The organism is Streptomyces sp. CB01373 (assembly GCF_002803075.1).
In the GTDB taxonomy this organism is placed as follows: domain Bacteria; phylum Actinomycetota; class Actinomycetes; order Streptomycetales; family Streptomycetaceae; genus Streptomyces.
Map to the genome: position 1 here is coordinate 269164 of NZ_NNBK01000011.1, position 14082 is coordinate 283245.

The following is a 14082-nucleotide window of genomic DNA, read 5'->3' on the forward strand; positions in this document are numbered from 1 at the left end:
CCGCCGCTGCGGATGCTGGTGTCCAGGACCCGGGGGACCCGGATGAAGGAGCGGAGAGAGTGACGACATTGGCGCGGTGGTGCTACCGGCACCGGCTGCTGGTCCTGCTGCTGTGGGTGGTGGCGCTGATCGGGGCGGGCGCGGGGGCGTCCGCCGGGGGGACGGCCTACGCGAACGTCTTCTCCCTGCCGGACACGGACTCCAAGTCCGCGTTCGACCTGATGGAGAAGGCGTTCCCGAAGGCCGCGGGCGACACCGACACGGTGGTGTGGAAGGTCGACAGCGGATCGGTCCGGGACGCGTCGGTGCGCGCCCGGATCGAGCCCGCCCTGGAGGAGATCGGCCGGATGCCGGGGGTCGGCGCGGTCAGCAGCCCCTACGCAGGCGCCCGGGGCGCGACGCAGATCAGCCGGGACGGGACGATCGCGTACGCGCAGCTCACCTTCACCCAGCGGGCGAACGAGGTGCCCAAGCAGCTCGTGCAGGATGTGGTCGACACCGCGCGGGCAGCCGAACAAAGCGGTCTGCGGGTCGAGTTGGGCGGTCAGGCGATCACCCGGATCCAGGGGCCGCCCACGGGCCTGTCCGAGCTGGTCGGCCTCGCGGCGGCGGCGCTCGTGCTGTTCCTCGCCTTCGGCTCGCTCTTCGCGATGCTCCTGCCGATCGCAGTGGCGGTCTTCGGCGTCGGAATCGGCCTGTTCTCCACCCAGTTGATCAGCCATGTCACGGACGTTCCCGACATCGCGCCGCTGCTGGCCTCGCTGATCGGCCTCGGGGTCGGCATCGACTACGCGCTGTTCATCGTCACCCGGCACCGGCGGGGCCTGCTGCGCGGTCTGGAACCGGAGGAGTCGGCGGCGGTCGCCCTCAACACCTCGGGCCGTGCGGTGCTGTTCGCGGGCGGCACGGTGTGCATCGCGCTCGCCGGGATGCTGGTGACGAACCTGCGCTTCCTGGACGGTGTGGTCATCGGTACCTCGCTCACGGTGGTGCTGAGCGTGCTCGCGGCCGTCACGCTGCTGCCCGCGCTGCTCGGCTTCCTCGGGCCGCGGGTGCTCAGCCGGCGCCAGCGTCGGCGGCTCGCGGCCGAGGGCCCCGCGCGGGAGGAGCGGGCCAGCTCGCTCGCGGCCCGCTGGTCGGGCACGGTGCAGAGGCGTCCCGCCTGGATCGCGGGCCTCGCGCTGGTCGTCATGGTCCTTCTCGCGCTGCCGGTGCTGTCGCTGCGGCTGGGTGCCACGGACCAGGGCAACGACGACGCCTCGACGACGACCCGCAGGGCGTACGACCTGCTGGCCGAGGGCTTCGGACCGGGCTTCAACGGGCCGCTCCAGGTGGTCTCGGCCGGCGGTGACACCACCGCGCTGGTCAAGGGCATCGCCGGGACCCGCGGGGTGGCCCGGGTGGCAGCGCTGCCGCCCGCGCACGGCGTCACCGTCATCCAGGTCGTCCCGACCACCTCGCCGCAGTCCGAGCAGACGGACCGGCTCATCGACACCCTGCGCGACGAGGTGATCCCCGGGGCCGGCGTGCGGGCGCACGTCGGCGGTGTCACGGCGGTCTCGAAGGACTTCGCGTCCGTCACGGGCGACCGGCTGCCGTACTTCGTCGCGACCATCGTCGGTCTCGGCTTCCTGCTCCTGCTGGTCGCCTTCCGGTCGCTGCTGGTGCCGTTGACGGCGGCCGTGATGAACCTGGTCGCCGCCGCCGCGTCGTTCGGCGTCCTGGTGGCGATCTACCAGTGGGGCTGGGGCCTTGAGTTGCTGGGCCTCGGCAAGGAGGGCCCGATCCAGGCGTTCCTGCCGGTCATCATGCTGTCCCTGCTGTTCGGCCTGTCGATGGACTACCAGGTCTTCCTGGTGAGCCGGATGCACGAGGAGTGGGTGCACACGCGGGACAACGCCCGCGCGGTCCGGGTGGGCCTCGCGGAGACCAGCCGGGTCATCAACTCCGCGGCCCTGATCAAGGTCTGCGTCTTCCTCGCCTTCGTCCTGAGCGGGAACCAGGGCGCGGCGATGGCGGGTGTGGGCCTCGCGGCGGCGGTCGCGCTGGACGCGTTCGTGCTGCGGACCGCGCTGGTGCCGGCGGCGATGCATCTGTTCGGCCGGGCCAACTGGTGGTTGCCGGCCTGGCTGGAACGCCGTCTGCCGCATCTGGCGGTGGAGCCGGCGGAGGAGCCCGAGGAGGCACCGGTGCCGCGTCCGGGCCCCGCTTCCGTGATCCACGGCTTCATCCGCACCGAGGAGGGCGAGCCGGTCCACGGCGCGGCCGTGACCCTGCTGTCCAAGGGCGGACGCCAACTGGACCGCGTGACGTCCCTGGCCGACGGCTCGTACATCGTCGCGGTCCCGGCCCCGGACACCTACCTGCTGGCGGCCACGGCGGCGCAGTACGGCTCGCGGGCGCGGCATGTCGTGGTGGAGGACGGGCCGCTGGTGTACGACGTGGAACTCGCGGAGGGGGAGGTGGACGCGGTCAAGTAGCCTTCTTCTGCCCGGCCTTGAGGACCTCGGTCACGTCGAGGGTGACCTTGGCGCCGATGGAGTCGGGCAGGGTGACGAGCTCGCCGGGGGCGTGGGGGCGGTGGTACTCGTACTTACCCTCGGCCGGCTCCGCCAGGACGTGAAGGCGCTGGTGTTTGCGGTCGACGACGAGGTACACGGGGACTTTCGCCTCCGCGTAGGCGGCGACCTTGGTCCTCAGGTCGTCCTTCCAGTTGCTGGAGGTCACTTCCAGCACGAGACGGAAGCAGACCGGGTCGTACGCGTTGTTCTCGACGAAGTGCTCGTCGATGTCGGCGTCCACCACAGCGAGGTCGGGGATCGCGTAGTCCTCTGCACCGGTGGGCAGCCGGAGCCCGACGTTCTGAAGGACCTCGGTCTCGTCGTCGTCGAGTCCTGCGGCGATGAAGGGGCGCATCAGCTTCGTCAGGGCACGGGCATGGGGAGCATCCGGTGATGGGGTCACGAGGAGGTGGCCTCCGATGATCTCGACGCGGTAGCCCGGATGGCGCTCCATGATCTCGTCGGCGATGGCCGTGAGCGAGAACGGCCGGTCGTGGTCGAAGGGCTGCTCGACGGATGCTGCGGACATCACGTGCCTCCTGGGGGCTGGTGTCGAGAGCATCATCGTAGGCAGGCCGCGCGCCGGGTGTCCCCTCCGCGCCCGTTCACCCGGACGTGATCACTCGACCGAAGTGTTCCGGCCCCTGCTCGCCGGATCCGGCATCATCCTCGTCATGCCCGGCAGGAAGTCCTTGAACAGGTCGTGCACCTCGTGCACCAGGGGGCGCAGGACGCGGAAGCGGGCCAGGGACACTCCGCGGGCGGTGAGCCGGGCGCCTCGTTCGGCCAGCCGGTAGCTGCGTTCGCGGCCCTCCGTGCGGTCGAAGATCCAGTACAGGACGAGCCCCATCTGGGAGAGCCACATCAGCTCGGGCAGCACCTCCCGCAGGTCCGCCGGGACCTTGGTCCGCGCGCCGTACAGCAGCTCCTTGTGGATGTCGATGGCCTCCGCGCGCGCGTGCTCCGACTCGGCGGAGAAGGGGCTGAGCGGGCTGTCGGGGTCGGCGGCGTTCTTGAAGAACTGCACCGCGAACTCGTGGTACGGCGTGGCGATGTCCAGCCACGCCGTGAGCACGCCCGCCAGCCGTGCCTCCAGGTCGCTCTCCCGGGCCAGGACCTCCCGGACCGCCTCCCGGTGCTCGGCGGCGATCCGGTCGTAGAACCCCTGGATCAGGTGTTCCTTGCCCTCGAAGTAGTAGTACGCGTTGCCGACGGAGACCCCGGCCTCCTTGGCGATGGCCCGCATGGTCGTCTTGTCGTAGCCGCGCTCCTGGAACAGCCGCATGGCCGTCTCCAGGATGAGCGCGCGGGTCTGCTCGGACTTGCTGGCGGGCACGCCCTCACCGGGGCCGTCGTCGTAGTCGTTCTTCGGGGGCACGCACAGAGCCTAGTGCTGCGACCGTAAAGGTTCACCGGCTCACGACGCCCGGCACGGCTCCCCCAAGCTCTTCGAGCAGGGGGGACCCCCAGCCGCGTTGTCGCATCACCCGAGTACATCCAGTACGCGGGCGATGCTCCGCCTTGCGATGCTCCCCCACTGCCCGAAGGGCGTGGGAGGTGCCCCCAGCACCGGACGCCGCGAGCTTCCCGGCGAACCTTCCCGGCCACAGCACTAGCCAGTGGCGCACGCGCCGCCGTCGCAGCCGGGTGGGTCGTAGGTCCAGCCGAGGCGGGGGTCGTAGGACCACCCGTCCCCGCGCCGGTACGCGGCCCCGCCCCACTGCCCGCCGCGCCACTTGGCGGCGGCCAGCACCGCGCCCCGGGCGAGCCGTGCGCCCGCCGGGGTGCTGAGCCGGTGGGCGAGCGGCCGGTGCTCGCGCAGCGCCCACAGGACGACGATCCAGGCGGCGGCGCCCCGGTAGACCTGGCCCGAGTCGCCGACGACCGTGACCTCGTCCAGGGTGGCGCCGTGGTCGAGGGTCGGGAAACGCCGTGCGGCCTGCTCGGAGCCGGCCGGGACCAGTTCCAGGGGCACCAACTGCGGCTGCCTGACGAGCCAGTCGCGCACGGACGCGCACAGCGCGCACTCGGCGTCGTACAGGACGGTGAGCCCGCGGACCGGGACGCCCACCGAGGCGTCCGGTCCCGGCCGGCGGCGGCCGGCATCGCGCTCACGCCCCGGCCGAGGGGGCGGCCCAGTCCTGCGGCGCGACCGGCGGCACCTGCTCGCGCTCCAGCACCCCGCGGCGGCGAATCCGGTTGAGCACGTACACGTTGCCCAGGTGCATCGCGCCGAGCACCAGCAGCACCACGCCGAGTTTCGTCGACAGCGCCTCGAAGATGCCGCGAGTGTCGTCGATGCGCTGGTCGCCGCTCAGGTACAGCGCGACGAAGCCGAGGTTCACGAGGTAGAAGCCGACCACCAGCAGGTGGTTGACGGCGTCGGCGAGCCTGTCGTCGCCGTGCAGCACGTCGGCGAGGAAGATCCGCCCGTTGCTGCTGAGCGTGCGGGCCACCCAGACGGTCAGGCCGATGCTGACGAGCAGATAGATGACGTAGGCGATGACCGTGCGGTCCATGCCCCCCACCCCTTCTTTTGAACGCGTTCAAAACGCTGGCGTGAGAGACTCTAGACCTGTTTTTGAACGCGTTCAACACCCTCGGCGCAGAGGGGTTCCGCCTACGGCCTGCGGCCCAGCTCGGGCCGCTTGCCGTAGTCGGTGAAGCCGAGGACGTTGCCCCAGGGGTCGGCGATCTCGACGGTCCAGCCGGTCGCCACGGCGAAGGGCTCGTCGAGCAGGTCGATCCCGGCCCTCATGAGGGCGCGCGCCGCCGCCCGCGCGTCCGGCACCTCCAGCCACACCCGCGGCGAGGGCCACGGCGGCGGACGGTGCCCGAACTCCTCCTCGCGCAGCAGGATCCCCGGTGTCTCGCCCCCGGCCTTCAGCAGTGCGATGCCGGCCTCCTGGAGGTGGAACGCCACCGCGAACCCGGCCCGCTCGTAGAACCCCACGGCCTCGCTCAGATCCCCGACGGGCAGCAGCACGTTGTCGAACCCGAGCAGCTCGTACGACTCGTCATCTGACATGCCATCAGATTAGGTGGGCGATCCGGCGGGACCGGGAGGCCGAGCGCGATGCGGGCGCCGGGTCACTCGTTCGGGCCGGAGGGCCGGAGGGCCGGAGGATCGGAAGGTCGGAGTGCCGGACGGCCGGGCGCCGGACGGCCGGGCGCCGGGCGGCACCCCCGATGTTTCGCTTCGGCCGGTCTTCCTGCAATATGACCGTCAGTTCGCAGGCAGTCGATGAGTGGAGCCACCGTGTCCGAGCAGCCGCAGCAGCCCAACCAGGCCCCGGGATACGGATATCCCAACCAGCAGCCCGGCGCCTACCCGCCGCCCCCCGGCGCGTACCCGCCCCCTCCCGGTGGCTACCCGCCCCCAGGCGCGTACCCCCCGCCTCCGGGCGGCTACCCGCCTCCCGGAGGCTACGCGCCCCCCGGTGGTTACCCGCCGCCCCCGGGGATGCAGTACGACCCCAACGCCCCCTACGGCTACGACCCCTACGGCCGCCCCTACTCCGACAAGTCGAAGATCGTCGCCGGTGTCCTTCAGCTCAGCCTGGGCACCCTCGGCATCGGCCGCTTCTACATGGGCCACGTCGGGATCGGCATCGCCCAGCTCCTCACCTGCGGCGGCTTCGGCATCTGGTCCCTGATCGACGGCATCATGCTGCTGACGGGCAACGACAACACCGACTCCGACGGCCGGGTCCTGCGTGGCTGACACGGTGCCCGGCGCGGTGCGCGGCCGGCTGCTGCGGCATCCGGCCGCGGCTCCGCTCGCGGTGCTCTGCGCCGGGGTGACGGGCGCCGCGTACCTCTACGTCACCGACCCGCACCAGCCCGGTCACCTGCTGCCCCAGTGCCCCTTCCGGTACGTCACCGGGCTGCTCTGCCCCGCCTGCGGCGGCACGCGCATGGTGTACGACCTGATGCACGGCCGCTTCACCCAGGCCTGGCTGGACAACAGGATGCTGCTGCTCGCCGCACCGTTCGCGCTGGCGATGCTCGGCACCTGGGCCCTGGAGGGGCTGCGCGGGCGCCGCTGGCACCCCCGGCTCAGCACCCGGACGCAGGCGGCGGTGCTGCTGGTGGCGGTGGCGTGGACAGTGGTCCGCAACATCGTCTAGAGCCGTTTCGGACTCAAATGCTTCCAAGATGGCCGCATTTGATCACGGAACGGGAACTTTCCTTCGAACCCCCTCCCGTGCCGCCCTACAGGATCTTTATGCTCCCAGGGCGCAGGGGGGACGGCCGCATCCGGTCGACGCGCGTCGACGCTCACGCAGTCGCGCACGGGGGCCGGGTGACCGGGCAGTCGGGCTCCCTGGCACCGGAGATTCCCACTCCGGTTGTTGTCACCACTCCCCAGGAGCACCAGCCATGACTGTCCCCACCCCTGACGCCCCCTACGGCTACGACCCGCAGGGCCGCCCGTACTCCGACAAGTCGAAGATCGTCGCCGGCATCCTCCAGCTCTTCCTCGGAGGCCTGGGCATCGGCCGCTTCTACGTCGGCTCCGTGGGTGTGGGCATCGCCCAGCTGCTGACCTGCGGCGGTCTGGGCTTCTGGGCCCTGATCGACGCCATCCTCTTCTTCACGAGCAACGACCGCACGGACTCGCAGGGTCGCGTCCTGCGCGGCTGACCGTCCGCGCATCCGGCGACGACGCCGGGCACAGCACGCCGAGGGCCCCGTTCCGGACGGAACGGGGCCCTCGGCGTCGCGTGCGAAGGAAGGTCAGAAGCGGCGCGTGATCAGCGCCCGCTTCACCTCCGCGATCGCCTTCGTCACCTCGATGCCACGCGGGCAGGCGTCGGTGCAGTTGAAGGTGGTGCGGCAGCGCCAGACGCCGTCCTTGTCGTTGAGGATCTCCAGGCGCTGCTCACCGGCCTCGTCACGGCTGTCGAAGATGAACCGGTGGGCGTTGACGATGGCCGCCGGGCCGAAGTACTGGCCGTCGTTCCAGAAGACCGGGCAGGACGAGGTGCAGGCCGCGCACAGGATGCACTTCGTTGTGTCGTCGAAGCGGGCCCGGTCCTCCGCGGACTGCAGGCGCTCCCGCGTCGGCTCGTTGGTCTCCTTGGTGACCAGGAACGGCATGACGTCCCGGTACGCCTGGAAGAACGGCTCCATGTCCACGACCAGGTCCTTCAGGACCGTGAGGCCCTTGATGGGCTCGACCGTGATCGGCTTCTCGGGGTTGATGTCCTTGATCAGCGTCTTGCAGGCCAGACGGTTCTTGCCGTTGATCCGCATGGCGTCCGAGCCGCAGATGCCGTGCGCGCAGGACCGACGGAAGGTCAGCGTGCCGTCGAGTTCCCACTTGATCTTGTGCAGACCGTCGAGGACGCGCTCCTTGGGGTCGATCTCCAGCTGGAAGTCTTCCCAGGTCGCCTCGGCCGAGACCTCCGGGTTGAACCGGCGGACGCGGAAAGTGACGGTGATGTAGGGGGAGGCGGCGGACTCCGCCTCCACCTTGTCCAGAACGGGGGTTGCCATCAGTACTTACGCTCCATCGGCTGGTAGCGGGTCTGGACGACCGGCTTGTAGTCGAGACGGACGGTTTCGGACCCGTCGGCGCCGACCTCGCGGTACGCCATGGTGTGGCGCATGAAGTTGACGTCGTCGCGGTTGGGGTAGTCCTCGCGGTAGTGACCGCCGCGGGACTCCTTGCGGGCCAGGGCGGAGACCGCCATGACCTCGGCCAGGTCCAGCAGGTTGCCCAGCTCGACGGCCTCCAGGAGGTCCGTGTTGAACCGCTTGCCCTTGTCCTGGATCGCCACGTTCTTGTAGCGCTCCCGGAGCTCGGCGATCTTCTCGACCGCCGTCTTGATCGTCTGCTCGGTGCGGAACACCATGACGTTGGCGTCCATGGTCTCCTGCAGCTCCCGGCGGATGTTCGCCACCCGCTCGGTGCCGGTGGAGGTCCGCAGCCGCTCGATCTGCTCGACCACGAGGGACTCGGGGTCCTCCGGCAGCTCCACGAAGTCGGCCTTCTCGGCGTACTCCGCGGCGGCGATGCCGGCCCGCTTGCCGAACACGTTGATGTCCAGCAGCGAGTTGGTGCCCAGGCGGTTGGCGCCGTGCACGGACACGCAGGCGACCTCACCGGCCGCGTACAGGCCCGGCACGACCGTGCTGTTGTCCGAGAGCACCTCGCCCTGGACGTTGGTCGGGATGCCGCCCATGGCGTAGTGCGCGGTCGGCTGGATCGGGATCGGGTCGGTGTACGGCTCGATGCCCAGGTAGGTCCGCGCGAACTCGGTGATGTCCGGCAGCTTGGCGTCGAGCTGCTCCGGCGGCAGGTGGGTCAGGTCCAGGTAGACGTGGTCGCCCTCGGGACCGCAGCCGCGGCCCTCGCGGATCTCCGTGTAGATGGAGCGGGAGACGACGTCGCGGGAGGCGAGGTCCTTCATGACCGGCGCGTACTTCTCCATGAAGCGCTCGCCGTCCTTGTTGCGCAGGATGCCGCCCTCACCGCGGGCGCCCTCCGTGAGCAGGATGCCCATGCGCCAGATGCCGGTCGGGTGGAACTGGAAGAACTCCATGTCCTCCAGCGGCAGCCCGCGCCGGTAGACGGCGGCCTGGCCGTCGCCGGTCAGGGTGTGCGCGTTCGACGTCACCTTGAAGAACTTGCCGGTGCCGCCGGAGGCGTAGATCACGGACTTCGCCTGGAAGACGTGGATCTCGCCGGTCGCCAGCTCGTAGGCCACCACGCCGGCCGACTTCTTGACGCCGTCGACCTCGGTGAGCAGCTGGTCCAGGACGTAGAACTCGTTGAAGAACTCCACGCCCTCCTTGACGCAGTTCTGGTACAGCGTCTGGAGGATCATGTGGCCGGTGCGGTCGGCCGCGTAGCAGGAGCGGCGGACCGGGGCCTCGCCGTGGTTGCGGGAGTGCCCGCCGAAGCGCCGCTGGTCGATCGTCCCGTTGGGCGTCCGGTTGAACGGCAGGCCCATCTTCTCCAGGTCGAGGACGGAGTCGATGGCCTCCTTCGCCAGGATCTCGGCGGCGTCCTGGTCGACCAGGTAGTCACCGCCCTTGACCGTGTCGAAGGTGTGCCACTCCCAGTTGTCCTCCTCCACGTTCGCCAGCGCGGCGGCCATGCCGCCCTGCGCGGCGCCCGTGTGGGAGCGGGTCGGGTAGAGCTTGGTCAGGACCGCGGTGCGGCTGCGCTTGGTCGCCTCGATGGCGGCCCGCATACCGGCGCCACCGGCGCCGACGATGACGGTGTCGTACTTGTGGATCTTCATCAGGAAAATACCTCGGTCCCGGGGCCTAGCGGATGTTCGGGTCGAAGGTGAAGATCACCAGCGTGCCCAGCAGGATGGTCCACACCGTGGCGGTGTACAGCAGACCCTTCAGCCACAGGCGCGTGTTCGCGCGCTCCGCGTAGTCGTTGATGACCGTGCGTAGGCCGTTGCAGCCGTGCAGCATCGCCAGCCACAGCATGAGCAGGTCCCAGACCTGCCACCAGGGGGAGGCCCAGCGGCCCGCCACGAAGGCGAAGCCGATCTTGGAGACGCCGCCGTCCAGGACGAGCTGGATCAGCAGGTGGCCGATGACGAGGACGACCAGGACGATGCCGGACAGCCGCATGAACAGCCAGCCGTACATCTCGAAGTTGCCGCGGGTCGACTTCGGGGTCTTCCGGGTGCGCTGACGCGGGGCCTCGATGAGGGGGGCGGGGTTGTCCACGCCGTAGACGGAGCCGCCCTCGACCGGGCCGATGCCGGAAGCGGTGGTTTCAGTGGACATGTGCGTCAGCTCCCGAATACTGCACGAGCGGCGTGGCCGAGGACGGGGTAGATCGCCCCGATCATGAGCAGGACCCAGACGCCGACCACGGTCCACAGCATCTGCTTCTGGTACCGGGCGCCCTTGGCCCAGAAGTCGACGGCGATGACACGCAGGCCGTTGAGAGCGTGGAAGAGGATGGCGGCGACCAGCCCGTATTCGAGCAGGGCGACGATCGGCGTCTTGTAGGTGGCCACGACCTTGTCGTAGGCCTCGGGAGACACACGCACGAGTGCGGTGTCCAGCACATGGACGAACAGGAAGAAGAAGATGAGGACGCCGGTGACTCGGTGAGCCACCCAGGACCACATTCCTTCCCGGCCGCGGTACAGCGTTCCAGCCGGCACGGAAGAACCCTCCGGGAGCGGGGACTAGGGCCGCGCCGGCTTCACTGTCGGTCGGGCCCGGCCGGGTACGGTCCACCGGCCCCCAGTATCGTACCGAGGCGCTGACGGGGGCCTTACGGGGGGTCCGCCCGTGTGATCGAACTCGCTCTCAAAGGTGCACGGACGGCTCAGTGGCGGCGCCCAGCAGGCCCCGCAGCCGCCCGTGCGCGAGCCCCCGCAGCTCCTCGCGGGCGACGACGCGCTCGTCCTCCGGATCGTTGGTCAGCCGTGACCGGATCGCCGGCAGGACCCGGTCCAGGGCCTCGTCCGGGGCGATGCCGTCCAGGCAGATGACGAAGGTGTGGCCGAATCTCGCCTCATAGGCGGCGTAGGCGGCGCTCAGGGCCGTGGAGGCGGCCGCGTACGTGTGGGCGGGCAGCTTGGGCAGGGGTTCTTCCGCCAGTGCCCCGGCCAGCTCCTCGGGGCCCAGGTCGTACGTCGCCTCGTCCGCCGCGGCCAGCAGGGACGGCAGGTCCGGATACGGGCGGTGGACGGCGACGCGGTGGGCCCAGCGGGGGCTGTGCAGGCAGGTCAGGAGGGTCCTGTGGGCCTCGGCGGCGGGGGCGGTGTTGAAGCGCTCCAGGGTCTGCGCGGGCAGCGTGGGTCCTAGGTCTGCTTGGGAGGTCGGCAGGGTGTCGGCGGGGACGCCGGCCGGGGGAAATCCGTGAGAGATGTGCCGTACGTTATCGGGTGTGCTCATGACGTGTTCGACGGGTGACTGAATTTCACTCGGACGGGAGAGTTTGAGAACGTGCGGTGGACACGTGCGGTGGTCATGGGCCGTTAGGTTGGCCGCGTGAGCAAGCACAGGCGCCGGGCTCCGGCACGCAAGCCGCGACGCACGCGGGCCGCCGTCGTGGGCACATTGGTCACCGTTGTCGTCCTGGGCGTGGGAGTGGCCGCGTGGTCCTTCGGGGGCGACGGCTCCCCGTCGGACGGCTCGGACGCGTCCTCCGGTCCGGCGACTCCCGGCCCCACCCGCAGCTACCCGCTGTCGCAGGCGCCGCGGACCATCCCCGCCGTGCGCTCCCACACCGCGGCCCACGGCCCCGGCTGGCGCCCGGAGTCCGGCTCCCGGGTCGTGGTGAGCGACGAGTCACTCGCCGACGAGGGCAAGCTGATCGCGGGCGAACTCGGTCTGGCCTACGCCGGCCGGCGCGACGACGACCGCCCGGGGGACCTGCGGCTGGCGCTGGGCAAGGGCGGCACGGGCGGCAATCCCGAGTCGTACACCATGACCGTGCGCGACGGCCGCGTGCTCATCAGCGGACCGGCCGACGCGGGGGTCTTCTACGGCACCCGCACCCTGAAGCAGGAGGTGCACGGCGGCGGCACGGCCCCCGAGGGGGTCGTGGAGGACGCGCCGGCCAAGCCGCGGCGCGGTTTCATGCTGGACATCGCCCGCAAGCCGTTCACGGCCGCCTGGCTGGAGGACCGCATACGGGAGCTCGGCGACCTGAAGTTCAACGAGCTCGGCCTGCACTTCTCCGACGACCAGGGCTTCCGCATCGAGTCCGGCACGCACCCGGAGATCGTCTCCCCGGACCACCTGACCAAGGCCCAGGTCAAGCGGATGGTCGACCTGGCCGCGAGCCGGCACATCACCGTCGTCCCCGAGATCGACTCGCCCGGCCACCTCAGCGCGGTGATCGCCGCCCACCCCGAAACGCAGCTGCGCAACGGACAGGGCGTGGCGACGCGCGGCGCCATCGACATCTCCGAGCCCCGGTCGGCCGCGATCGTCGACGACCTGCTCGACGAGTACGCGGGCCTCTTCCCCGGCGGCTTCTGGCACCTCGGCGGCGACGAGTACCAGGCGCTGACCGCGCGCGACCCCCAGGCGGCCTACCCGCAGCTGGCCGCCGCCGCGCGCAAGGCCCACGGCTCCGGCGGCAACGTGGCCGACCTGACGACGGGCTGGCTGAACGACCGCGCCGCCGCCGTCCGCGAACACGACCGCGCGCCGCGCGCCTGGAACGACGGCTTCTTCCGCAGCTCGTCGGTGGCGCCCGCCCGGGACATCGAGGTCGCCTACTGGACGGGCAAGGAGTACGGCGCCCGCCGGCCGGCCGAGTACCTCGACGCCGGACGCAAGGTGCTCAACTACAACGACGAGTTCCTCTACTACGTCCTCGGCGAGCCGCAGACCTTCGTCTACCCGGACGGCCGGCGGATCTACGAGCAGTGGAACCCGCGTGTGCTGCGCGGCACCGAGGCGGTGCCCGCCCGGTACGACGCGCAGATACTCGGCGGCTCGTTCGCCGTGTGGTGCGACCTGGCGAACTCCCAGACCCAGGATCAGGTGGCGGCCGGTATCCGGATGCCGCTGCGGGCGACCGTCCAGAAGCTGTGGGACGCGCGGAAACCGGAGATGTCCTGGTCGGAGTTCAAGGAGCTTGCCGACAAGCTGGGTTGACGCCGGGTCAGGGAAAACGCCGGCCCCGCGCCGACCGTGGCCCGGTCCCGTTTCCCGCGCGCCGGCCTTCCGTCTCGCGCATTGGCCGAAACCTTTCTTATGCCAACTCGCTCGACTCCGTGTGCGACCCGTGTGACACTACCGGCCGATCGCACGCAGTACGGGCAAGTGCGGGCTCCGTGGACGTCGGCGCCCCTTGAGGAGGCGTGGATGAGTCTGGTGGAACTGCTCGCGCAGGCCGACGAGCGCGGGCTGGCAGCCGGCGGGCTGGCTTGTTTGGACCGGTGCGTGCCCCTGCTCGGCGGCGACGACGAGGTCCTGCGGCCGCTGTGGGGGAGCCTCGCCGAGGACGGCGACCACTCCTCGGACGGCGACTGGGCCGAGCGGCTCGAGAAGGCACGCGGCGCGCTGGAGGCGATGGGCGACGAGGACGACGAGGCCGTGCTGCTGGCCCGTGGGATGCTGTCCGCCGCGCCGGCCGCCCGGTCCGCCGCCGAGGTGCGGCAGTGGGCGGACGCCTGCTCGGTCGCCTCGCTCCGGATCCACCAGCTCCTCGACCCGGCCGAGGACGGCGCCCCCGCCGACACCCTCCCCGAGGCGCTCGACTCCGTGCGCGCCGGGGGAAGCCCCGCCCCGGGTCCCGCCGAGGGCATGTCGCCGCTGGTCGCGGGCGAACTGCGCCGCCAGATCACCGTCCTGGAACTGGTCGCCGGGCACGGACGTGCCGGACTCCGCCAGGCCCTGGAGGTCTCCACGGAGGGGCGCCGCGTCCTGCGGGCGGTGGTGTCCCGCCGGGCCCGCGGCCGGGTGTGAGCCCACCGCCCCGGACGGACCGGGCGCGCGGCGGGCATCTGTGAGCGTCCTGCGGGCGCGATGCGGTGGTCCTGCGCCGGTCCTGCGCCGGTTGTGGGGAAATCCG

Annotated in this window: 16 protein-coding genes; 6 read left to right on the forward strand and 10 right to left on the reverse strand. The window is 70.9% G+C overall.

From position 1 onward, the window contains the following. Positions 1 to 68 precede the first annotated feature (68 nt). Positions 69 to 2480, forward strand: a complete 2412-nt coding sequence (locus CG719_RS19090) for an MMPL family transporter (protein WP_100569856.1) — start codon at positions 69 to 71, stop codon at positions 2478 to 2480. On the opposite strand, the gene CG719_RS19095 is transcribed toward CG719_RS19090, so the two are convergent. The 5 genes from CG719_RS19095 to CG719_RS19115 all read right to left on the reverse strand — a co-directional run bounded on the left by CG719_RS19095 (position 2473) and on the right by CG719_RS19115 (position 5589). Further along, positions 2473 to 3090: a Uma2 family endonuclease gene (locus tag CG719_RS19095; RefSeq protein ID WP_100569857.1), complete on the reverse strand. Its 618-nt coding sequence runs from the start codon at positions 3088 to 3090 to the stop codon at positions 2473 to 2475. The two genes, CG719_RS19090 and CG719_RS19095, sit on opposite strands and share 8 nt — an antisense overlap. A gap of 90 nt (positions 3091 to 3180) precedes the next feature. Beyond that, positions 3181 to 3939 carry a TetR/AcrR family transcriptional regulator gene (locus CG719_RS19100; RefSeq protein ID WP_234375642.1) on the reverse strand — a complete coding sequence of 253 codons (759 nt, stop codon included), beginning with the start codon at positions 3937 to 3939 and terminating at the stop codon, positions 3181 to 3183. 234 nt (positions 3940 to 4173) lie between these two features. After that, the gene (locus CG719_RS19105) at positions 4174 to 4632 is read right to left on the reverse strand and encodes a thiol-disulfide oxidoreductase DCC family protein (RefSeq protein ID WP_100569858.1); all 459 of its coding nucleotides are present in this window, start codon (positions 4630 to 4632) and stop codon (positions 4174 to 4176) included. A 40-nt stretch (positions 4633 to 4672) separates the two neighbouring features. Further along, positions 4673 to 5080 carry a hypothetical protein gene (locus CG719_RS19110; protein WP_100569859.1) on the reverse strand — a complete coding sequence of 136 codons (408 nt, stop codon included), beginning with the start codon at positions 5078 to 5080 and terminating at the stop codon, positions 4673 to 4675. A 101-nt stretch (positions 5081 to 5181) separates the two neighbouring features. Beyond that, positions 5182 to 5589, reverse strand: a complete 408-nt coding sequence (locus CG719_RS19115; protein ID WP_100569860.1) for a VOC family protein — start codon at positions 5587 to 5589, stop codon at positions 5182 to 5184. Positions 5590 to 5820: 231 nt separating this feature from the next. Between CG719_RS19115 and CG719_RS19120 the strand changes: the two genes are divergently transcribed. The 3 genes from CG719_RS19120 (at position 5821) to CG719_RS19130 (ending at position 7208) form a co-directional block, all read left to right on the forward strand. Beyond that, complete coding sequence (locus CG719_RS19120) at positions 5821 to 6285, forward strand: TM2 domain-containing protein (RefSeq protein ID WP_100569861.1); 465 nt, start codon at positions 5821 to 5823, stop codon at positions 6283 to 6285. After that, positions 6278 to 6691 carry a DUF2752 domain-containing protein gene (locus tag CG719_RS19125; RefSeq protein ID WP_234375643.1) on the forward strand — a complete coding sequence of 138 codons (414 nt, stop codon included), beginning with the start codon at positions 6278 to 6280 and terminating at the stop codon, positions 6689 to 6691. Before CG719_RS19120 ends, CG719_RS19125 begins: the two co-directional genes overlap by 8 nt. Positions 6692 to 6944: 253 nt before the next feature. After that, complete coding sequence (locus CG719_RS19130) at positions 6945 to 7208, forward strand: TM2 domain-containing protein (RefSeq protein ID WP_100569862.1); 264 nt, start codon at positions 6945 to 6947, stop codon at positions 7206 to 7208. 93 nt (positions 7209 to 7301) lie between these two features. Here the strand turns inward: CG719_RS19130 and CG719_RS19135 are convergent, their stop codons facing one another. The 5 genes from CG719_RS19135 to CG719_RS19155 form a co-directional block, all read right to left on the reverse strand. Next, entirely contained in the window at positions 7302 to 8063 is a 762-nt protein-coding gene (locus CG719_RS19135) for a succinate dehydrogenase iron-sulfur subunit (RefSeq protein WP_100569863.1), read from the reverse strand. Then, on the reverse strand, positions 8063 to 9817 hold the full coding sequence (sdhA, locus tag CG719_RS19140; RefSeq protein WP_100569864.1) for a succinate dehydrogenase flavoprotein subunit: 1755 nt from the start codon (positions 9815 to 9817) through the stop codon (positions 8063 to 8065). Before sdhA ends, CG719_RS19135 begins: the two co-directional genes overlap by 1 nt. Before the next feature lie 25 nt (positions 9818 to 9842). Then, a complete protein-coding gene (locus tag CG719_RS19145; RefSeq protein ID WP_100569865.1) occupies positions 9843 to 10322 on the reverse strand; it encodes a succinate dehydrogenase hydrophobic membrane anchor subunit in 480 nt (159 codons plus the stop codon). A 5-nt stretch (positions 10323 to 10327) separates the two neighbouring features. Further along, on the reverse strand, positions 10328 to 10708 hold the full coding sequence (sdhC, locus tag CG719_RS19150; RefSeq protein ID WP_100569866.1) for a succinate dehydrogenase, cytochrome b556 subunit: 381 nt from the start codon (positions 10706 to 10708) through the stop codon (positions 10328 to 10330). 148 nt (positions 10709 to 10856) lie between these two features. Continuing rightward, entirely contained in the window at positions 10857 to 11447 is a 591-nt protein-coding gene (locus CG719_RS19155; protein ID WP_100569867.1) for a 2-oxo-4-hydroxy-4-carboxy-5-ureidoimidazoline decarboxylase, read from the reverse strand. A gap of 96 nt (positions 11448 to 11543) precedes the next feature. Between CG719_RS19155 and CG719_RS19160 the strand changes: the two genes are divergently transcribed. Together CG719_RS19160 and CG719_RS19165 are read left to right on the forward strand one after the other, a co-directional pair. Next, complete coding sequence (locus tag CG719_RS19160; protein ID WP_100569868.1) at positions 11544 to 13163, forward strand: beta-N-acetylhexosaminidase; 1620 nt, start codon at positions 11544 to 11546, stop codon at positions 13161 to 13163. A gap of 210 nt (positions 13164 to 13373) precedes the next feature. After that, complete coding sequence (locus CG719_RS19165) at positions 13374 to 13976, forward strand: hypothetical protein (RefSeq protein ID WP_100569869.1); 603 nt, start codon at positions 13374 to 13376, stop codon at positions 13974 to 13976. The last annotated feature ends 106 nt before the right edge of the window (positions 13977 to 14082 follow it).